This is a genomic window from Marinicella pacifica, from assembly GCF_014636635.1.
In the GTDB taxonomy this organism is placed as follows: Bacteria; Pseudomonadota; Gammaproteobacteria; order Xanthomonadales; family Marinicellaceae; genus Marinicella; species Marinicella pacifica.
The window spans coordinates 173,770-194,056 of sequence record NZ_BMEO01000003.1 but is presented as its reverse complement, the minus strand read 5'-3'; the positions used below and the strand labels follow the sequence as shown (position 1 = coordinate 194,056).

The 20,287-nt window shown below is 45.1% G+C and carries 20 protein-coding genes and 3 tRNA genes; 3 read left to right on the top strand and 20 right to left on the bottom strand.

The genetic code is table 11. The annotated features are described in order from the left end of the window. Position 1: 1 nt before the first annotated feature. A complete protein-coding gene (locus IEV16_RS04950) occupies positions 2–1,180 on the bottom strand; it encodes an MFS transporter (protein ID WP_188364571.1) in 1,179 nt (392 codons plus the stop codon). A gap of 122 nt (positions 1,181–1,302) precedes the next feature. On the opposite strand from IEV16_RS04950, the gene IEV16_RS04945 reads away from it, so the two are divergent. Continuing rightward, positions 1,303–2,286, top strand: coding sequence for a polyprenyl synthetase family protein (locus IEV16_RS04945; protein WP_188364570.1), 984 nt, complete (start codon positions 1,303–1,305; stop codon positions 2,284–2,286). A gap of 706 nt (positions 2,287–2,992) precedes the next feature. On the opposite strand, the gene IEV16_RS04940 is transcribed toward IEV16_RS04945, so the two are convergent. The 5 genes from IEV16_RS04940 to fur all read right to left on the bottom strand — a co-directional run bounded on the left by IEV16_RS04940 (position 2,993) and on the right by fur (position 4,149). After that, positions 2,993–3,068, bottom strand: a tRNA-Glu gene (locus IEV16_RS04940). A 56-nt stretch (positions 3,069–3,124) separates the two neighbouring features. Further along, positions 3,125–3,200 (bottom strand) — tRNA-Glu (locus IEV16_RS04935). 28 nt (positions 3,201–3,228) lie between these two features. After that, positions 3,229–3,304: transfer RNA gene (locus tag IEV16_RS04930), tRNA-Ala, on the bottom strand. A 70-nt stretch (positions 3,305–3,374) separates the two neighbouring features. Then, the gene (queD, locus tag IEV16_RS04925) at positions 3,375–3,734 is read right to left on the bottom strand and encodes a 6-carboxytetrahydropterin synthase QueD (RefSeq protein WP_188364569.1); all 360 of its coding nucleotides are present in this window, start codon (positions 3,732–3,734) and stop codon (positions 3,375–3,377) included. Positions 3,735–3,747: 13 nt separating this feature from the next. Next, complete coding sequence (gene fur / locus IEV16_RS04920; protein ID WP_188364568.1) at positions 3,748–4,149, bottom strand: ferric iron uptake transcriptional regulator; 402 nt, start codon at positions 4,147–4,149, stop codon at positions 3,748–3,750. A 70-nt stretch (positions 4,150–4,219) separates the two neighbouring features. On the opposite strand from fur, the gene IEV16_RS04915 reads away from it, so the two are divergent. Then, complete coding sequence (locus IEV16_RS04915) at positions 4,220–4,543, top strand: outer membrane protein assembly factor BamE (RefSeq protein WP_188364567.1); 324 nt, start codon at positions 4,220–4,222, stop codon at positions 4,541–4,543. Positions 4,544–4,758: 215 nt separating this feature from the next. On the opposite strand, the gene IEV16_RS04910 is transcribed toward IEV16_RS04915, so the two are convergent. Together IEV16_RS04910 and IEV16_RS04905 are read right to left on the bottom strand one after the other, a co-directional pair. Continuing rightward, entirely contained in the window at positions 4,759–5,040 is a 282-nt protein-coding gene (locus IEV16_RS04910) for an RnfH family protein (RefSeq protein WP_188364566.1), read from the bottom strand. Next, entirely contained in the window at positions 5,033–5,473 is a 441-nt protein-coding gene (locus IEV16_RS04905) for a type II toxin-antitoxin system RatA family toxin (RefSeq protein ID WP_188364565.1), read from the bottom strand. Before IEV16_RS04905 ends, IEV16_RS04910 begins: the two co-directional genes overlap by 8 nt. Positions 5,474–5,559: 86 nt before the next feature. Here IEV16_RS04905 and smpB point away from each other — a divergent pair, with 86 nt between their 5' ends. Further along, a complete protein-coding gene (gene smpB / locus IEV16_RS04900) occupies positions 5,560–6,033 on the top strand; it encodes an SsrA-binding protein SmpB (RefSeq protein WP_188364564.1) in 474 nt (157 codons plus the stop codon). A gap of 26 nt (positions 6,034–6,059) precedes the next feature. Here smpB and IEV16_RS13385 read toward each other — a convergent pair whose 3' ends face one another. The 12 genes from IEV16_RS13385 to murJ form a co-directional block, all read right to left on the bottom strand. Continuing rightward, complete coding sequence (locus IEV16_RS13385; RefSeq protein WP_188364563.1) at positions 6,060–6,458, bottom strand: type IV pilin protein; 399 nt, start codon at positions 6,456–6,458, stop codon at positions 6,060–6,062. After that, positions 6,458–6,760, bottom strand: a complete 303-nt coding sequence (locus tag IEV16_RS04890) for a hypothetical protein (protein ID WP_188364562.1) — start codon at positions 6,758–6,760, stop codon at positions 6,458–6,460. The genes IEV16_RS13385 and IEV16_RS04890 overlap by 1 nt, the downstream gene beginning before the upstream one ends. Before the next feature lie 45 nt (positions 6,761–6,805). Next, on the bottom strand, positions 6,806–10,369 hold the full coding sequence (locus IEV16_RS04885; protein WP_188364561.1) for a pilus assembly protein: 3,564 nt from the start codon (positions 10,367–10,369) through the stop codon (positions 6,806–6,808). A gap of 12 nt (positions 10,370–10,381) precedes the next feature. Next, the gene (locus IEV16_RS04880) at positions 10,382–11,011 is read right to left on the bottom strand and encodes a pilus assembly PilX family protein (protein WP_188364560.1); all 630 of its coding nucleotides are present in this window, start codon (positions 11,009–11,011) and stop codon (positions 10,382–10,384) included. Next, positions 11,008–12,360, bottom strand: coding sequence for a prepilin-type N-terminal cleavage/methylation domain-containing protein (locus IEV16_RS04875; protein ID WP_188364559.1), 1,353 nt, complete (start codon positions 12,358–12,360; stop codon positions 11,008–11,010). Before IEV16_RS04875 ends, IEV16_RS04880 begins: the two co-directional genes overlap by 4 nt. A 17-nt stretch (positions 12,361–12,377) precedes the next feature. Further along, a complete protein-coding gene (gene pilV, locus IEV16_RS04870; RefSeq protein ID WP_188364558.1) occupies positions 12,378–12,896 on the bottom strand; it encodes a type IV pilus modification protein PilV in 519 nt (172 codons plus the stop codon). After that, a complete protein-coding gene (locus IEV16_RS04865) occupies positions 12,893–13,363 on the bottom strand; it encodes a GspH/FimT family pseudopilin (protein ID WP_188364557.1) in 471 nt (156 codons plus the stop codon). Before IEV16_RS04865 ends, pilV begins: the two co-directional genes overlap by 4 nt. 132 nt (positions 13,364–13,495) lie before the next feature. After that, on the bottom strand, positions 13,496–14,449 hold the full coding sequence (gene ispH / locus IEV16_RS04860; RefSeq protein WP_188364556.1) for a 4-hydroxy-3-methylbut-2-enyl diphosphate reductase: 954 nt from the start codon (positions 14,447–14,449) through the stop codon (positions 13,496–13,498). Beyond that, positions 14,430–14,936 (bottom strand): signal peptidase II, encoded by a 507-nt coding sequence (gene lspA, locus IEV16_RS04855; RefSeq protein WP_188364555.1) that lies wholly within the window; start codon positions 14,934–14,936, stop codon positions 14,430–14,432. The genes ispH and lspA overlap by 20 nt, the downstream gene beginning before the upstream one ends. Beyond that, positions 14,936–17,734 carry an isoleucine--tRNA ligase gene (gene ileS, locus IEV16_RS04850; protein ID WP_308611018.1) on the bottom strand — a complete coding sequence of 933 codons (2,799 nt, stop codon included), beginning with the start codon at positions 17,732–17,734 and terminating at the stop codon, positions 14,936–14,938. Before ileS ends, lspA begins: the two co-directional genes overlap by 1 nt. Continuing rightward, the gene (locus tag IEV16_RS04845) at positions 17,731–18,669 is read right to left on the bottom strand and encodes a bifunctional riboflavin kinase/FAD synthetase (protein ID WP_188364553.1); all 939 of its coding nucleotides are present in this window, start codon (positions 18,667–18,669) and stop codon (positions 17,731–17,733) included. The genes ileS and IEV16_RS04845 overlap by 4 nt, the downstream gene beginning before the upstream one ends. Next, the gene (gene murJ / locus IEV16_RS04840; protein ID WP_188364552.1) at positions 18,666–20,213 is read right to left on the bottom strand and encodes a murein biosynthesis integral membrane protein MurJ; all 1,548 of its coding nucleotides are present in this window, start codon (positions 20,211–20,213) and stop codon (positions 18,666–18,668) included. Before murJ ends, IEV16_RS04845 begins: the two co-directional genes overlap by 4 nt. Positions 20,214–20,287 lie beyond the last annotated feature (74 nt).

Here is a 20,287-nt window from a genome sequence, read left to right as displayed (position 1 = left end):
TTCAGGTGATGGATTTTTGATGACCAAATATCAAAATACCCACAAGTGCGATAAAAATCAATAAACCAAACAAGGCCCATAATACAGCACCGAGCGCTAAGGACATCAGATACCCACCGACAGCACCGCCGGTAAAGGCGCCCAAAAACTGACTGGTTGAATAGGCCCCCATGGCCGCACCTCGGTATTGTTCGGTGGCCACTTTAGACAACAAAGCCGGCATCGAAGCTTCCAAATAGTTAAACAGACCAAAATAGACAATTAAACTGACAACAATCACCAGCCATTGCTGCATACCCATGTGTAACAGCAAAAAATTTATCCCCAGCAATAAAAACGAAACCAGCATCAACCGAATATGATTCTTTTGTTTTTCCTGCCAGAAAATCAACGGAATCATGATAAATAACGAAGCCACCATCACCGGTAAATACAAATGCCAATGATTGATCACCGGCCAATCAAAATTATTCACCAAAATGACCGGTAACACCAAAAACAAAGCCGACATACTAGCGTGAATGGCAAACACCCCCAAATCCAGCAGTAACAACTGCTTATTGCGGAGGCTGCGAACCACCTCGATGAATCGGTAATCGCGATCAATGCGTTTTTCAGGCTCGGTGATAAATACAAACAAAACCAAAATCGCCAATGCAGCTAAAACTGCGGTCACCCAAAACAAGCCACTTAAACCATAAAGCCTGGCCAGCATCGGACCGGTGATAAAAGCCAGCATAAAGGACAAACCAATGCTGACACCGACAATCGCCATCATTTTACTGCGTTGCTCAGGCCGTGAAACATCGGCAATCAAAGCCAGACCGGTGGCCGCAATGGCACCCATGCCCTGCACCGCCCGACCGATAATGATGGTATAAACATCTGATGCCAGTGCGGCAATCACTGAGCCTGCTAAAAACAAAACCAAACCCAGCGCAATAACTTTTTTACGTCCCCAAATATCCGATAAAAAACCCATGGGGATTTGAAGAAAAGCCTGTGTTAAACCGTAAATACCGATCGCCATACCCACCAGAAACGGTGTTGAGCCGGTGATGTCCCGGGCATACACCGAAAACACCGGTAAGATCAGAAAAAGCCCATACATGCGCAAAGCAATCATAAAGGCAATCGCAATGGCTGTCCGACGTTCGGTCTTTGGGGATAAAGTTGTCATGGCGGTGCATTTTACCCGCTGAAGAGGAATTTGACCACTCTTGGTTTATCAGGGAAAAATCATCTGTTTATCACGCCAACGGTTGATTATAATAACGCTTCTTTGACAATTTAAAACCCACAATGACCGGACAAATAAGCTGCCTTGAGGATGTATTGGCATTCACGTCTTCTGATATGCAACAGGTAAATCAGCATTTAACCCAACAGCTCAATTCGGAAGTCATTTTAATTAACCAGATTGGTCGCTATATCATTAATAATGGCGGTAAACGCCTGCGACCGGTGATTATGATGCTCTTGGCCCGCGCATTAGACTATTCAGGCAACCAACACATCAATTTAGCGGCGGTGGTGGAAATGATTCACACCGCCACTTTACTCCATGATGATGTGGTGGACGAATCAGACCGGCGACGTGGCGAGAAAACTTCCCATGAAATCTGGGGTAATGCCGCCAGCGTTCTGGTGGGTGATTACCTGTATTCAAAATCCTTTAAAATGATGGTCACTGCCGACAGCATGGATGTCATGTCAGTGATGTCAAAAGCCACCAACACCATTTCAGAAGGCGAAGTCCAACAGCTTCTCAGTATCGGCGATCAAACACTCACCGAAGACAATTACTATCAAATTATTGCCAACAAAACCGCCAAATTATTCGAAGCCGCCTGTGAACTCATTGCGATTATCACCGCCACTTCAGTTCACCAACGACAACAAATGGCACAATTTGGTATGTTACTGGGATCCGCTTTCCAAATCGCCGACGATGTCCTGGATTACACCGCCGAAGACGACGCCTTGGGCAAAAATATAGGTGACGACTTTCAGGAAGGCAAACTCACCTTACCCCTGATTTATCTGCTTAAAAACGGCACAAAACTACAAAAGCAAGCCGTCAGCCAAGCATTAAGTGACCCAACAGCCGCTGACTTCATGGCATTAAGACAATTAGTTATAGACTCCAAAGCCATCGAATACACCCAACAACAAGCCCAATCCAAAGCCCAACAAGCCGCCCAATGCCTCTCAGAATTACCAGACAGCCAAGCCAAACAAGCCCTACTGTTCCTCTGTGACTACACCTGGCAACGAAACAACTAAGGTGTGATGCGACGCATCACACCGCAATACCGGCGCAGGCCGGTATCAAGCGTCTTTCAGAATAGACCTAACTCATCAAAAACTAATTAAATCACTCCCCTCATGCACATTGTGGAAAGCCTATTGAACTGTGATGAATAGAATAAAAAGAAAACCACAGAGACACAAAGAGCGCACAAAGGACACAGGTCAGATGACAGAGGACTGAAGACAGAATAAAAAATATTGTGGCTTCTTGCCATAGTCCGAAATACAACTGGCTTCAAATTTAACAATCCCTGAAAATTATTTTGTTAAGGATATATGAAAAATCTGTTTTATGACCGCTGTCATCAGTCTTCTGAAATGTGAGCGTCTCAGAACAACTCTGCAACGCAGAAAACTATATCGTTCATTTCTGAAATTATAGCTGCATTCAAAATTGGAGCTGAGAACAAATTTGGAAGTGGAGATCAAGGCGCAGAGGGATTATGAAGGCGGGAGCGGACGACCAAGTCCGTGACCGTCTCAGAATTCATCTGCAACGCAGAAAACCATATCGATCATTTCTGAAATTATAGCTGCATTCAAAACTGGAGCTGAGAGCAAATTTGGAGGTGGAGATCAAGGCGCAGAGGGATTATGAAGGCGGGAGCGGACGACCAAGTCCGTGACCGTCTCAGAATTCATCTGCAACGCAGAGATTCACCTTCAAATTTGTTCTCAGTGGCGTCCCCTAGGGGACTCGAACCCCTGTTGCCGCCGTGAAAGGGCGGAGTCCTAGGCCACTAGACGAAGGGGACACAAGAACATTTCCGATTGTTTGATTGAGAGTCTTCGAGTCTCGGCTACTCAAAGATGGCGTCCCCTAGGGGACTCGAACCCCTGTTGCCGCCGTGAAAGGGCGGAGTCCTAGGCCACTAGACGAAGGGGACGCAAGGACATTATTTTAAATCTCTTTGTTGGTGGAGCTAAGCGGGATCGAACCGCTGACCTCAACACTGCCAGTGTTGCGCTCTCCCAGCTGAGCTATAGCCCCACAAAGAGGTTGCGTATTATCATCATTTATCGAAAGATAGTCAATTAAAATCAACAGCTTTTTTTGATTTTTAATCCTCGCCCCGATAGATACAGCCGGAGGTGCAGGTTTCACAGACTTCCACCTGTGACAGTTGTGGTAACTGAGGCTTTAACTCACGCCAAATCCATTGTGCTAAACGCTCACTGGTTGGGTTCTCAAGGTCTTTGACATGATTGAGACACTGGTGGTCCAGTTGTTCAAAAATTGGCTTAAATGCAGCCTTTATATCCGCAAAATCAATAATCCAACCACTGTCATTACCGGGCACACCGGACACTGTGATGATAACCTTAAATGAATGACCATGTAAGCGACCACATTTATGACCATCAGGAACATTCGGCAGCCAGTGCGCTGACTCTAAATAAAATTCTTTATAAATATCCATATCTATTCTACTGTCATTTTTTCTTTTTCACATAAAGAACCATCTTATGATCAATTAAATCATAACCATGTTCATCGGCAATTTTCTCTTGTAACTTTTCCAGATTCTCATCATAAAATTCCACCACTTTGCCGCTGTCGATATCCACCATATGATCATGGTGTTCGCCGGTATCAATCTCAAACACCGCCTGATTTTCTTCAAACTGGTGCTTCATTACCAGCCCGGCCGTTTCAAACTGATTTAACACACGGTAAATGGTTGCCAGACCTAAATCCTGATCGGCCAGTTTCATTTCGGTGAATAAATCTTCTGCTGTATAGTGCTTACCTTTATTGGCAGTGAGAAATTCTAAAATCTGCAGCCTGGGCAAAGTGACTTTTAAGCCGGCTTCTTTTATTTCATTTTTCGACATGTTAATTTTTAACTGTTATTTAATTGAATTTATTGTATCATTTGGCACACAAATTTGGACATAATTACCCATGAAAAGTATTTCCATCAAAATTATTCTGCTGTCTGTTTTACTGAGTTTATCGGCTTGTTATAAAACCCCGATTCAACAGGGCAATATTCTCAAACAAGAGGATATCAACGAAATTAAGCCCGGCATGAGCAAAAAACAAGTGGCCATAATCTTAGGCACACCGGCCATCGCTGACCCCTTTAACCAGGATCGATGGGATTATATCAACACTTCTAAAGTCAAAGGCAAGTTTAAAAAACTTAAAAAACTGACTTTATATTTTGAAGACAATGAACTGGTCAGAACCGAAGGTAATTATTTCCCAGAGGACGAAAAAGAGTAGATAAGGTGCTGATGCGAAGCATCGCACCGCAATACCGGCGCAGGCCGGTATCCAGCGGCTTTAAGACTGAGCCTGATTACTTAATAACTATCATAAAATTAATCAAAATTAACATGAAGTAAGCACAATGTTCACAAGGTAAATATAAATAATTAATAATTTGTGTCATTTGCCAATACTTGGCTAACTTTGTGGTTCAAAAAAACAAATCCAAGCTATTTTGTTTTATTCTGCTCGGCTTTTTCTCGCCGCTTGACTTTTGGATCAGCAATCAGCGGACGGTAAATCTCGATTCGGTCACCGGTCTTGAGGACATAATCTAAAGGCTTTACCTGGCTATAAATACCCACCTTATTCCTGGCCAAATCAATCTCCGGATATTGCGTCATGACACCAGATTGCTCGATGGCTTGTCCAATTGTGGTGCCGGGTTTAACCACCAATTCAATCATTTTCTGTTGCTCGGGTGTGGCATAAATCACTTCAATATTAAGCATACACATCTCCGGCGCGTCGAACAAAATCACTGACCAGTTGTGAAGCCACCTGATCAAAGCCTTTGGCAAACATGCGGCCAATCATTTTTGATTTAATTTCGTAAGACAATTCCAGTTGGACCTTAGAGCCCAATTCGGATAAGTGAATAAATCGCCAATAACCCTGCAAGCGACGAAATGGTCCTTTGGATAATGTCATGGCCACCGCCAAAAAATCAACATCATCAATCAAGGTGTTCACAGTGCTGAAATCCACCCGTATGCCTTTGATTTTAACCAGCATACCTGCTTCATAGCCCGATGCAAAAGAATCCAGAATATAGCCATGCTCGCACCATTTCAAAAACTCCGGATAAGCCGGTACATTATTGACCAACTGCCGCATATCATGGGCGCTATACGGTACAATGGCAGATTTGATAATCTCAGTCATTTTGCTTGAAATCGTCGCTTAACGTGACTAATTTGGTAAAATTAAGGCGGTATTTTAACAGAACCCGGGAACACAATATTTAATTTATGGCTAAAGCAAAGAAAAACAATAACACCATCATTGTCAATAAAAAAGCCTCACACGAATACCATTTTATTGAGGAATTTGAAGCCGGTCTGGAACTGCAAGGCTGGGAGGTCAAAGCGCTGCGCGCGGGAAAAGTTAGTTTAGCTGAAAGCTATGTCTATATTAAACTAGGCGAAGTGTTTTTAACCAACTGTCACATCACCCCGCTCGATACCGCCTCAACCCACATAGTTCCTGACAGTAACCGGCTTAAAAAATTGCTGCTACATAAAAGTGAAATCGACTATTTAATTGGCGCAGTCGAACGCAAAGGTCTGACCCTGGTGGCCAGAAGTCTGTACTGGAAAAAAGGCAAAGTGAAGTTAAAACTTATTTTGGCACAAGGCAAGAAACTTCACGACAAACGCGCCGCCAGTAAGGAAAAAGACTGGAACCGTCAGAAACAACGCATCTTAAAAGAAGGGCGGTATTAAACCGCCCTCACAGCAGACTATCTCATTTACTGCCAACAGTTAAGCGGTGTTTTCTGACCTAAATTATTGTAGTTGATGGTTGGACATTCGCTATCTTGGGCCTGGCCGCCGATGGCCGTAGCCGTTAGGGTCCAGCCGCCTCCGGTGGCAGCCGTTATTTGGTAGTTTTCCCAGGTCAGATAACCAGAATCCAAATCGAGATTGTTACCACCCCCTGTTAGCCCCCCGGGGTAACGGTTGGTGTTGGCATAATATTTTTCAAACATACCGGCGACTTCCAATAAGCGATTTTGTGCTTCTGATCGTCTGCTTTCTAAAACATATTGTCGGTAATTGGGTATAGCATAAGCTGCCAGCATAGCCACAATAGCAATCACCACCAAGAGTTCAATTAAGCTAAAGCCTTTATATTTAAAGTGTTTCATTATTCAGCCTGCGGTTCTTTTGCGATAAAAATCAATTTAAACTGGTCATTGCGATCGGTATTAGACTGATAAAGATTAAAAAAATAAGTTTCACCTTCTTTCAAATCATAAATATCCAGCCGTTTACCGGCATCTTCATCTTGATAAAGGGCATTTTTCAAATCCGGTTCATAACGATAGCGTTGGTTGTTAAAAACAACTTGTTGCTTGGCTGTATTCACCTCTTGTAAAGAAGCTTCAACCAACCGACTGAGCGATTTGTTTTGCGCACAAACACCTGTTGCCAAGAGTAGTGTCAACATGAAAATAGCAGTTATTTTATTTATAGACATATTCATTATTATACCTTAATCAGTTAGTAAATTTGTCCAGTTACGGCGACGCCAGTTGTAGCCTTTTAAAACAATGGGATCAATTGGTGACGACGCAGTGCCTTCAATAGGAATAAATGCCTGACCCAACCGATCTTTTAAGACATTGACCCCACCAATAATTAAATCATTGATTAATAATCCGGTTCCGGTTTCTACAACACCACCATTTTTCAATCGGAAAATATTACCCACTCTTGGCGTACCGCCGGTTAATGGGTTAAAAGCAGAAATCCAGCTTCGCCCACCGGCCTCACAGGGATCTATACCAGCCGTAACAGTGGTCGGAGCAATCAATACTTGGTTTGCTAACATCGATAACGGATTGGCCAGACGCTCGCCCTGTTCCGGCAACTTAACCTTCCAGCCCTTTTTAGTCATTAAATCAACAGGGTAATCTGAGAGTGTTCGTATGCCACCGTTAGTGGTAAAAGACTGTTCAACAAAATCACTGCTGGTGATTGATAAATTCTGATTTAGTGAAGTAACGCCATCCATGACACCCACCATATACTGATCAGCCGGTAAATTAATGGAACGATCGGGTATTTCAATGTATTTTCCGGTACCAAACATCACCATCACATCTTTTTCCTTTGAGCGATAACTTCTTGGAATTCCAACCACTTCTGGTCTGGTGGTAATTGGCCGATGCTTAATATTGTTAGCTTTGACCAAGCGTGTGATTGAAGAAGACCAGTCAGAATAATTCGGGCTGGTCATGTCAAAACGCCATAGGTTTCCGTACAAATCACCGGCATAGGCATAATCGCCGCCCTGATCCAGACCAATTCCGGTTGCGCCTGTTTTATCCGCATATATGGAATCAACAACCACAGCAGAAGCCAAACCATTTGGATTGGTTGGCGAACCCTCGCCGGTATTAAGTTTAGCCAACAACTGACCATCACGCAATCGAACAACATACAACACCGCATTACCACTGCCTGAAACATGGATATCATTTGGATTGGACGGATCTTCCGTCCAATTTTGGGTGTTGTTGTAGCCATTGGGTAATAAGGCCACCCACTCACCGGTACTGCTCACACGGGTTATGGTGGCCTGTCCGTATGAAAATCCCATATCGGCATCATCTTCATCGGTAAACTCCCAAAGTACTTTTGGCGTTGTGGAAGGTCCGTCTGTTACATCTAAAGCATAAAATGCTTGTCCACCGTATCGCATTCCGCCTATCAATACGGTGCGCCATTTTTTGTTGAAATAGACATCGCGAGTGATTGCTGTGTTATCCACATATGACCAATGCTTAAACTGCGGATTGGCTAAACGGTGTATATTGTCGAAAGCTTTGCTTGGAATATACGACCAGTATTCCTGAGTGGTGGTGGGATCTTCAGCATCAAAGGCATGCAACATGCCGCTGTTGGAACCCACATATAAAACATTGTGTCTATTTTGTTTGGCGATTTGGAATTCCAGGTAACCATTGCCATTGGCTGATGCCAATTGTTCAGGAGTGCCGGTAGGCCAGTCCCCATCTTCGTATCCCGCATTGGGTCCTCTGACCACCGAAGGACTGGCGTGCACAATATCCGCCAGAATACTGCTTCTGTTTCGAAGCACCCCACCCTGGGCAATTTCATTGCTTTGATCGCCGGCTACATAATCAATTAAATCATTCACCGTCACACCGGTCTGGGCTATTAAATCACTGGCATGACCCGCCATTTCTGCTTTTAATGCCGCAGGCATACCGGTATTAAAGGCTACCAACCCTTGAGCATCGTTATAGGTGTAAATATTTCGACTCATTTGTTTGGTAACATGGGTTCCTGTGGCCGCACACAATCCACCGGTTAAGACGCAAGCCGCGTCCCATTTAACCGTACCAAAACTGCCATCACCATTAACCTCTCGTGCTATCAAATTACCGGACCACTTAGATGAGTCAAATCCCGGTGAGTATGCCAGGGTGTTATTGGTGATTACACCGGATGATATGGTTGAAGAACTACCCCGTGATAAGCGTTCTAAAATATCGTTAACCACGTTATTCAGGGCTTTAATTAACTCTTCAGGGTCATTGGCACTGAAGAAATCACCGCGGCTGTTGATAGAACTGTGCCAAACGTCATCAATTTTATTCGAAGGCCAGGAACAACTGCCATCCCGCAAAGCTTGATAAACCGCTTCTTTGGGGTCGCTGATAGAATTGGTGACACAAGCCGCACCACCGGCCATCTGATCCAGTACCAAAGAAGACTCCAATCCCATGCCAACATTATAAGTCACCACATGCTGCCAGTATGCGGGGTTGTTTCTGGGATTCCAGACAAACTCATCATTGGCCCATTCATCGGTGTTGCCACCAAAATTAATATTCGCGCCTGAGGCATTTTTATAGTCTTTTTTGTAACGCTTCACATTATTATTCAAACTCGGCATCAGGTCATTGGCCCAGTAATGAAAAGCCACATCAGCCAAACTGTTGCTGTCGCCACTGTAGGGATAAATGGTCTGTTCACCTGAACCGTTATAAGCCCCGTATTTGGCACCGGGTTGTGCGGTGGTACCGGTGTCGCCCGGCAAAGTACTCAAAGACTGGTTATCATGCTTAAAGTTTGAAGGATTTGAAAACCCGCCATTCCATTCCCCGTCTGATACGGCTATATGGAAATTTTGTTGACATGACAAACGGGTGTTAAAGTCAGCAGAATCATAACTACTGCCTTTTTCAAATAACTGACCGGCCCGTTTAAATGCATTTCTTAAGGGTGTACCGCCACTGGCCGGCGATTTAAACAACCAGTTATAAAAATTATCCCGATGGGTGTTTTCAAACTTGTCTAAATTATTGAGGGTGGTGTCTTTGTGTAAATTTTGCCAGTCGATTTTAAAACTGGGACCAAAGCCGGCAAAAGACCGGCTAATGGAAGCCCGTGCCAATTTCATGCGGCTGTTATAATAACTGTACCAGTTGGCAAAATTCTGCAATTCAGCAGCACCATAAAGATAATGAACCGTATAGTTACTGCCGTTTTTGGTCAGGTAAAACGCCCGAGTCCCGGCCGATGACCAGTTTGGGTGGTAATTTTTATATGAATTATCATCAATCCAATTTTGATTGACATTGGACACGCCGGTGCGCTTAAAGCGGATATGCACATCATCATCCCAGCGATCATAAACATATTCAGCCACCGGAACATATTTCGTGGTTAAATTAACCGTGTCGGTCATATTATTGGGATAACCATCCACCCAGGCGTTATAAGGGTTGGAATTAGGCATCTGGCTGCCGTCGGCGTTGATGGGTGGGGTGTATTTAATATTCGGATTATAATAAATCCGGTTTTCGGTGGGGGTCACAAAATCATTCCAGCCACTTTCACCCATAAATCCCCAGGCCATACTGCCAGAGTCATCTAAAGTTACGGCAATCGCCGGTGGTACAGTTTGGTTAAGAAACAAGGGGTCATGCGACAACTGCAACAAAGAAGCTTTGGCCGGCGTTGTTCCGGCTAACAAGCAGACGGTGAAAATACCCAAAAATGTAAATATTCTGTTGTTATACATACTAACCTCTGATTAATTTGTTGAAGAACTGCTGATAATCGCAGTAAACATGGATTGCACCAAAACAATTGTACGTCCGTCACCGCTGGGGCTTTTGCCCGTTACTAAAAAGACTTTTTGCTCGTCATCACCGCCACCACCACCACCTGAAAGTCTATCATTCCTAGAGCCACCAAACGATAACTCGTAAGGAAGCTCTTCTATAATATATTGAGGTTGTTGGGAAAGTGCGCCGTTGTAGGTCGAAGTGGTAAAATCATTGGCATGTACCGTGCCGGCCGCGCTGTTCCAGTTTCGTTCCTTAAACAATTTAACGATGGGATTTATCGGTGCAGAAAGGTCTTTTACGGATGTGAGCTGCGAATATAAATCAAAAAATGATCCAGAGGGTGTGCCACGTGCCTGAACAGAATTGGTTGAATCAATTAAATTATACAAAAAAGACTCACCGGCACGCACGGCGGAATTAGCACCGGCCATGGCCAGACTGCGGTTATGCAACCCGGCAGCCATCTTTTCCTGCAACATGGTGCCTTTCATGCCGACATAACCCATCAGCGTAATGATAAGCAATAAAATTAAACCGACTGCCAAAGCGGCACCCTGCTGACGTTTAATAACTGAGAAATTTTGATTATTCATAGGGTGTAACTCCTGATGGGAATCGTTGCAGTAAACTCTCTTCGGTACATACGCTCTCTGTCCAAACCTGAAGGTAATGTGGCGCTGGGTGTTTGAACAGTCGTTCCGTCAGGAGAATAGATAAAAACCTCATCCTGAACCATTGAACTGTCATTAACAGTATTCATCAATACATGAATTTCCATGGCATAAATAGAACGCCATAAACACCCCGGACCATTGGCCAGCTGAACACCATTAATCTCTGATGGTTCAGCTATAACAGGCGGATTAATACAGCCAATCATGGTATCCATAGCATCGTCGGAATTTAAGTCACCACCCCCACTTACAGACTGCACCTGATTGGCGGTTAATCGAACCACATGTCCGGTTTGGGTTTGAGCCAGATAAAAGACATCAAAACGCTCAACCCCTTCAACCAATTGCTGAGCCACGCCATTTTCAGCCCGATACAACGAGCTAAATTGGCGTCCCGACCGATTGGGATCATTATCAATACCCACAAAATATGTTACTGTCCTGAAATCACGTGCCATATTAAACGCTCGGGTATCCGGTCTTAATTGAGGATTAAAGGGTTGATTAACATTAAAGTTCAAGGTATTAATGTTCCATGTGGCATTTCCTATCAGCGAAAAATTACAATTTGCCACCATCGCTAAATTGGTTGAAATGGGTTCAGAATCTTCTAAAGTGATGGTATTACCACTACCGGTTTTCACGATATTGGTTACACGATTACCACCGGTCAAATAACGCACCGTTAACACGTCCGTGTTGGCGGCCCGATCACCCGCATTGGTCCCTATACTTGGAATAACGCCACTGGTATCGGCACCAATAATATTCACGCCGGGTTGACAGTTTGAAGCACCGCACTCATGCCCACGAATAAAATATTGCGGGTCTAAGGGGTATTCCGGCAAACCTGCCGTGACCACCGAGTCAGGTAATTGATCGGCATCGGCTGTCAAATCCAGCTGAATTTGATTGATTGCAGGAAAACCATTGGTTGATGTATTGGCATTAAGATTTACATTGGCATCCACAGACCAAGTTGACATTTCATAGCCCTGATTCCAGTTAGAGAACAGTCTGTTCGGCATGGCCAATGTGGCACAATGTTTGCGACCCGCTTGTTCAACATCTTCTTTAATACGTGAAATGGCGTAACGTCCATTTTCCTGAAGTGATGCCAATCCTGATTGCGCTTTATTTAAAATACTCGAATTGTTAAACAAAGAAACCAGACCAAGCAAAACAATCAAACCAATAACCATAGCCACCATTAACTCAATTAATGAAAAGCCATGTTGTGACTGAAATTTATTGTTCTTTATATTCATATAATTACCGTTCATGTTCATGGTTGTGCGATAAGTTCCATCGTTTGCAGATCTGAAGCAGAATCCCGATTGGCTTCGTTCCAAGTTACCTGAATTGTACATACACCATTATAGGGTGCTCCGGGCGCCCAGATTGAAGGCGGCGTCACGGCACTGGATATGGCCGGAACTGTTCCATTTATTACACAATTAATGGTTCCCTGACCACTGGGTAAAGCCAATTGTAATGACCGCGCCCACTGTTGCATATCATACTGAGCCAATTGTTGGTAATTGCAGGGTGTGGCCAAATCACAAGCTGTCGCTCCCGGTGTCGCGGTACCGGCATAAAAGCTATTCCATAAGCCGTTGGGGTTGGCACGCATCCGATCCAGCATATTTTCAGCGAGAAAATTTGCCTGAGAACGCAAGTAACCATTGTGATTATTACGCACTGAAATGGTCATCATGCCGGCAATACCCAATAGCCCGAAAGAAAATACCACAATGGCAATCAGGACCTCTAATAAAGTAAAACCGTCGTCTTTATTCTTCATTTGTTGACCACCTTAATGTTACCCGACATGGTGACAAGAACTTCTTTTTCATCATTGGCCATGTCTTTATGTTTCAGGATAAAACGGGCGGGTTGGTTGTTTTTCAAACCACCAATGCGGTTAAAAATAATTTTATTGGACGCGATATTGGTCAATTTAAAACGCATTTGACTGTCCATGGTATCTTCTTCAGCAATAACGTAATCAGCAGCACCCCCAATCCCTTTAACTGTCACGGTCCAGCCTTTATGCCACTGACCACCCACCGGATCAATTTCGACGTCGGTGCCCACACGAATTGCCTCGGCACGGGCCAGGTTTAAACTGTAGGTGAGGTTGTTGGCGTTATCGGTGATCATTCGGCGGAGTTTGAAATCCCGGTAATTCGGGACGCCCCAGGCCAATAATAAGGAACCAATCAACAAAGTGATAATCAGTTCAATTAAGGTAAACCCTCTGACTTTCATTGTATGCGCTCGCTGTTTTGACTTAAGTACACGTTAATCATGTCTAAATTTTTGTCAAAACGCAAGTAACAGAGAGCGACTTCCGACCAATGGAATAAAAGAACCGATAAACGGTTGGTTGGCAGATGGTTTTTAAGAAGTTTGAACCAACCTGAGTTCTTTAGGTAAGGCAAATACCATATTTTCCGGTTCGCCGTCTAAGGATTCAACTTGCAAGCCGTTGTCGTATTTTTTGAGCCAGGCAATCACGTCTTTGACGAGTTTTTCCGGTGCCGAGGCGCCGGCGGTGAGTCCGATGGTCTCAACACCATTCAGCCAATCAGGATTGATGTGGCCGGCATCATCAATTAAATAAGAAGTCACTCCTTTGCGTTCTGCCAGCTCTTTAAGTCGATTGGAATTGGAGCTGTTAATACTGCCGACCACTAACACCAAATCACAAAATTCGGTGAGCTCTTTCACCGCATTCTGACGGTTTTGGGTGGCGTAGCAGATATCATCATGCTTGGGGCCTTCGATGGCCGGGAATTTGGTTTGTAAAGCCTCGATAATTTCTTTGGTGTCATCCACCGATAAAGTGGTTTGGGTGACAAAGGCCACCTTATCGGGATTATCAATCGCCAGATCTTTGACTTCATCCACGGAATCCACCAGATAAACAGTGCCCTCACCTTTATGCTTGTCCCATTGCCCCAATGTGCCTTCCACTTCCGGATGGCCATGGTGGCCAATCAGGACCAAATCGTAGCCCTGTTTACAATAACGAAACACCTCAATGTGAACCTTGGTCACCAATGGACAGGTGGCATCAAAAACTTTCAGATCACGGCGCTTGGCTTCTTCACGCACCGCTTTTGATACCCCATGGGCAGAAAAAATCACAATCTGATTGGCGGGAATTTCATCCAGCTCATCGACAAAAACCGCTCCTCGATCACGCAACTTTTCCACCACATACTGGTTATGCACCACTTCATGGCGCACATAAATCGGCGCACCAAAAGAATCCAAGGCCCGATTAACAATATCAATGGCACGGTCAACGCCGGCACAAAATCCGCGTGGGTTAGCCAGAAGTACTTTCATTGTGTTCTTTATCCTGCTTTCTAAAGAGCGTGTCAATTATCAGTAACACTGCACCGACGGAAATGGCGGAATCGGCGATGTTAAATGCCGGCCAGTAATAGTCGGTATAATGCAGTTGAATAAAATCCACCACATAGCCTAACACAGCCCGGTCATAAATATTACCCAGCGCACCGCCAATCACCAAAGCCAATGAAATATTGTGCAATTTAAGGGTTCGTGAGCTGTTATATAGCCACAGCAATAACCAGATGACAATCACCGAAGCCATAATGAGGATAAACCAGCGTTGCCAACCCGGCTGATCGGCCAATAAACTAAAGGCAATGCCTTTATTATGTAATAAAGTCCAGTTTAAAAAGCCGGTGACTTTTTGAGGCACATACAGCGTCAGTGCCTCCGTGGCTATGTATTTTGTCAGCTGATCCAATATAAGAACCACCGCTGATAGCCATAACCACACCAGACCCCGTTCACGAAAACGCATCAAGCCACCCGCCTCTTTTCGCCGCTGCCTTCGATGTTAATCACACAGCGGTGACATAATGCGGGGTGCTGACTGTCCAGCCCCACACTGTCCTGAATATGCCAACAGCGTTCACATTTTCGGCCTTGTGCCTGGATTGCTTCAATGCGCAAAGCGTGGTCTACAATTGAAACCGTACCCTGTTCGGTTTCAGACAAAGGTCTTAAACCGGCTTTAGAGGTAATCAACACAAAACGCAATTCATCGGCAAAAGGTGCCAGTTGTTTGTGTAACTCATCATCCACATAGATGGTCACATCCGCATCCAGCGAACCACCGATTTGACCAGCCACCCGCAATTGCTCCAATTCTTTAGAAACAAGCTTGCGCACTTCAGACAATAATTGCCATTGTTCAGTGCTGATTGGGTTATGAGTAGTCATTTTTGGAAACTCATACCACTGCTCAAATAAAATATGCCGCTCATGACCCATGGCCTGCCAGATTTCATTGGCGGTAAAGGTCACGATCGGCGCCAGTAACCGCACCAAAGCATTGAGTATATGGTGCATCACGGTCTGTGCCGAGCGGCGTGCCTGACCTGTTGTTTGTGCGGTGTACAGCCGGTCTTTAATCACATCCAGATAAAACGCACCCATGTCCTGTGAACAAAAATGGTGGATTTTCTGAAAAACATGGTGCAATTGATAATCATCATAATGCTTCAACACCTGCGCCTGCAAATCCTGCATCCGCTGCATAGCCCATAAATCAATCGCCAGACAGTCATTTAGATCCAGCGCATCTTGGGCTTTAAAATCATTCAGATTACCCAACATAAAACGGGCGGTGTTGCGAATGCGGCGGTAACCGTCCGCAGCCCGATCCAGGATTTCATCGGAAATGGTCATTTCACCGCGGTAATCCGCTGAAGCCACCCATAAACGCAAGATGTCAGCACCGTATTTATTCATCACGTCCACCGGTGACACCACATTACCCAGCGATTTGGACATTTTTTTGCCGTTTTTGTCCACCACAAAGCCGTGGGTCAACACCTCTTTATAAGGCGCGCGATCGTTGATGGCGACACCGGTTAATAATGAGGAATGAAACCAGCCGCGGTGCTGATCGGAGCCTTCCAGATACAAATCCGCAGGCTCACGCAAGTTTTCGCGGGCTTTTAACACGCAATAATGGGTGACACCGGAATCAAACCAGACATCCAGTACATCAGTGACTTTTTCATAATCATTCACAGCCTCACCCAATAACGCAGCATCGTTCAGGTCATACCAGACATCCATGCCTTTTTGTTCAAACAAATCAGCCACTTTTGCCATGATATTTTGTGTGTCCGGATGCAACTGACCGGTTTGTTTATGGACATAAAACGGAATCGGCACACCCCAGGTGCGCTGTCTGGAAATACACCACTCCGGGCGGTTTTCAATCATGCCGTAAATGCGTTCTTTGCCCCAGTCAGGAATCCATTTCACCTGTTCGATTTCGCTTAAGGCGCGCTTACGCAGTTGTTGTTTGTCCATGCTGATAAACCATTGGGGTGTGGTGCGAAACGCGGTCGGACTTTTATGGCGCCAGCAATGTGGATAACTGTGTTGAATAGTTTCATGATGCAACAGCTGACCGCTTTTTTCTAAAGCGGTAACAATGGTTTTATTGGCTTCCCAGACATGCTGACCGTCAAACATCGGCGTGTCATCTAAATAATAACCCTGAGCATCCACCGGATTGTATATTTCCAAACCATATTGCTGACCGATGAAAAAGTCATCCGCCCCGTGTCCCGGCGCCGTGTGTACCGCACCGGTACCGGCCTCGGTGGTCACATGATCGCCTAATGTCACCGGTACTTGCAGATCGAATAACGGGTGTTGCAGCTGAATCTTTTCCAAATCACGCCCCATGACAGTGGCGGCCACATGAAATTCATCCACCCCATAACGTGCCATCACCTCAGCCATCATGTCTTCAGCAATAATCAATATAAATTTTTTGTGACCTGTTACCACCGCATATGCTAATTCAGGATGCAAGGACACCGCCCGGTTGGCCGGAATGGTCCATGGGGTTGTGGTCCAGATCGGAATGGCCAGGGGCAAATCAGAATCCGGCAAATTAATCACCTCGGCAATACGCTGATCAACCACCGTAAAAGCCACATCAATCGCCGGCGAGGTCTTGTCCTGATATTCAATTTCCGCTTCTGCTAAAGCTGAACCGCAGTCAAAACACCAGTTCACCGGTTTCACGCCCTTCTCCACATGGCCATGGGCCACGATTTCTGCGAGCGCTCTGACCATGTCGGCTTCGTATTGAAATGATTTGGTCATATAAGGCGTGTCCCATTCACCCATCACGCCCAGCCGTTTAAAATCTTTTTTCTGAATGGTGATTTGGGTGTCGGCGTAATTGCGACATTTTTCCCGAAAGGTTTTGGCATCCACTTTTTGACCGACTTTACCGACCTTTTTTTCCACCTGAACTTCTATCGGTAACCCGTGACAGTCCCAGCCGGGCACATACGGTGCTTTAAAACCCGACATGGTTTTTGACTTGACCACCACATCTTTTAAGACTTTATTCACCGCATGACCCATATGAATGGCGCCATTGGCATACGGCGGGCCGTCATGCAACACAAACAACGGGCGATCCTGACAATGTGCCTGTAAAGCTTCATACAGTTTTTCCTTATCCCACTGCTTAATCCATTGCGGCTCTTTGGTGGTTAAAGACGCCTTCATTTTAAAGTTAGTTTTGGGCAAATTGAGCGTATTTTTATAATCTTGGCTCACAGATTTCTCCTGTTGTGTTCGGCAAAAAAGTGTTGGGTTTGTTGCACATCTTCCTCGATGGCGGTGCGCAAAGCACATAGACTGTCAAATTCTACTTCATTTCGCAACTTTTTATAAAACAAAACTTCAACGAAATGGCCATACACATCGGCATTAAAGTCCAGAACATAAACCTCCAGTCGCTTGGCATTGCCACCAACCGTGGGGTTGTAACCCACCGACGCCACACCCTGATACCAGCGCTCAGACAGTTTGACTTTGACCGCATAGACACCGTGCAAGGGGTTACCACCTTTGTTAAGTTCAATATTTATGGTTGGATAGCCCAGGCTTCGGCCCAGTTTTCGACCATGCGCCACCCGCCCTGAAATCACATAATCACGCCCCAACGCCTGTCGGGATTGCTGAAAGTCACCTTGTGCCAATAATGAACGAATCTGTGTGGAACTGATGCGACCGTGCTGATTATTGATCGGTGGCATAATCTCAACCTTAATCCCTTGGCCTCGCCCCCAGTCGGCCAAAAACGCAACATCGCCCGTGCGGTTGACGCCAAATTTAAAATCATGGCCAACCACAATGTGCTTTGCTTTTAATCCCCGGTCTAAAATCTGACCACAAAATTCTTCGGCTGATAAGCGCGCCAGAATTTGATTAAAATTGAGCACACATAACACATCGGCACCCAGATTTTGGATCAATCGGGCTTTTTGTTTAAAGGGTGTCAGCAAACTGATTTCAAACCGGCCTTTAAAATACTGCACAGGCAACGGTTCCATGGTGACCACCACCGATTGTAACGACTGTAAACGCGACACCTCAATGGTTTGTCTGATTAAAGCCTGATGACCCTGATGAACCCCATCAAAATTACCAATGGTCACGGCAGAAGGCAGTGTGACGGGATGATGCTGCGGGTAACGAATAATCTTCATAGCAGTTTTTTATGTGCTTTAAGCAGCCATAAAACCACAAAATAAACCAACACACCGACACCAATCAGCAACGCTAAGTGCATCAGACGTTGGTACCACAACCACTGCATCCAGTCCCCCGTGTGTTGCAACATAATCCATAGCACCAAAGCCATCATCAGCACCGCCACCAGCAATTTAACCAGTAAATGCAGGGGCAGCAAAGCCTGTTGAATAACACCGTCATGTTTTAGACGCTGATATAACCAATAACACTGCAGCCAGGCCGAACCGACACCGGCCATGGCCAGGCCCATGTGTAAAGAAACCACATCCAAGGCATACAGCAGCGCCACAAAAACAACATTTAAAATGACATTGACCAACATCGCTTTGACTGCAATTCGCACCGCTGATTTCGGGTCTTTACGGGCATAAAAAGCCGGCAACAGAATTTTAATGGCAATATAGGCCGGTAAACCCAGCATGTACACCATTAAACTGTATGCCGTGTACAAAGCATCCTGCGGACTGAACTTATTATAGGTAAACAGGGTGACAATCACCGGCTTGGCCAGGATAAACAAACCCACTGCCGAAGGAATCGCCACCAACATCGCCAGTGACATACCCCACTGCATGGTTTTATGGTAATCTTCCTTATCTTTGGCGGCAAAGGCTTGTGACAATTTGGGTAAAATAACCGTTGAAATGGCGATTCCAAATAAGCCCAGCGGAAACTCCATCAAACGATCCGAATAATAAAGAAAGGTGATGCTGGCCGTGAGCGGCAACATCGAAGCAATTAAAGTATCAACCAACAAATTAATCTGTGCCACCGATGAGGCAAACAAAGTAGGTACCATCAGTTTCATCACTTTTTTAACTTCCGGATCATGAATTTTAAATACCGGAACCGGCACCACACCCAGACGTATCAGCGCCGGAATCTGAACCAACAATTGCACGACACCGGCCGCCAGAACACCCCAGGCCAAAGCCACCACCGGTACCTCGAATGCATCGCGAAAATAAATCGCCGCCACCACCAAACACACATTCAGCAAAATCGGCGTGGCAGCCGGCACAGCAAATCGGTTAAAACTGTTCAAAATACCGGCTGAAAATGCCACCAAAGAAATCAATAGCAGGTAAGGCAAGGTGATGCGCAACATGGTGACAGTTGTATTAAACACGGCAGCCGGCTCGTCCAATAATCCCGGTGCAAAAACAGCAATCACCCCCGGCGCCAGCAATTCCATCAAAGCCAAAACCACCAGTAAAGCGGCCAATAAAGCTCCCAATACATGGTTAATGTATGCTTTTAAATAAGCTTCACTTTGGCGGGTCTTGATTTCATTCAGCACCGGTATAAATGCCAGCGAAAAAGAGCCTTCTGCAAATAAGCGGCGCATAAAATTGGGGATGCGAAAAGCCACAAAAAAGGCGTCCGTCCAGACCGTGGCGCCAAAATAGCGTGCCACCAAAACATCCCTGACAAAACCCGATAACCGAGACAGCAAAGTAAAAAAACTGACGACCGCTGTCGATTGAGCTAAATTCATTTAATTAACCTGTCAAACATTGACTATTCATAAAAAAAATGGGAAAATGCGCCGTTTTTTAAAACCCTATTAGT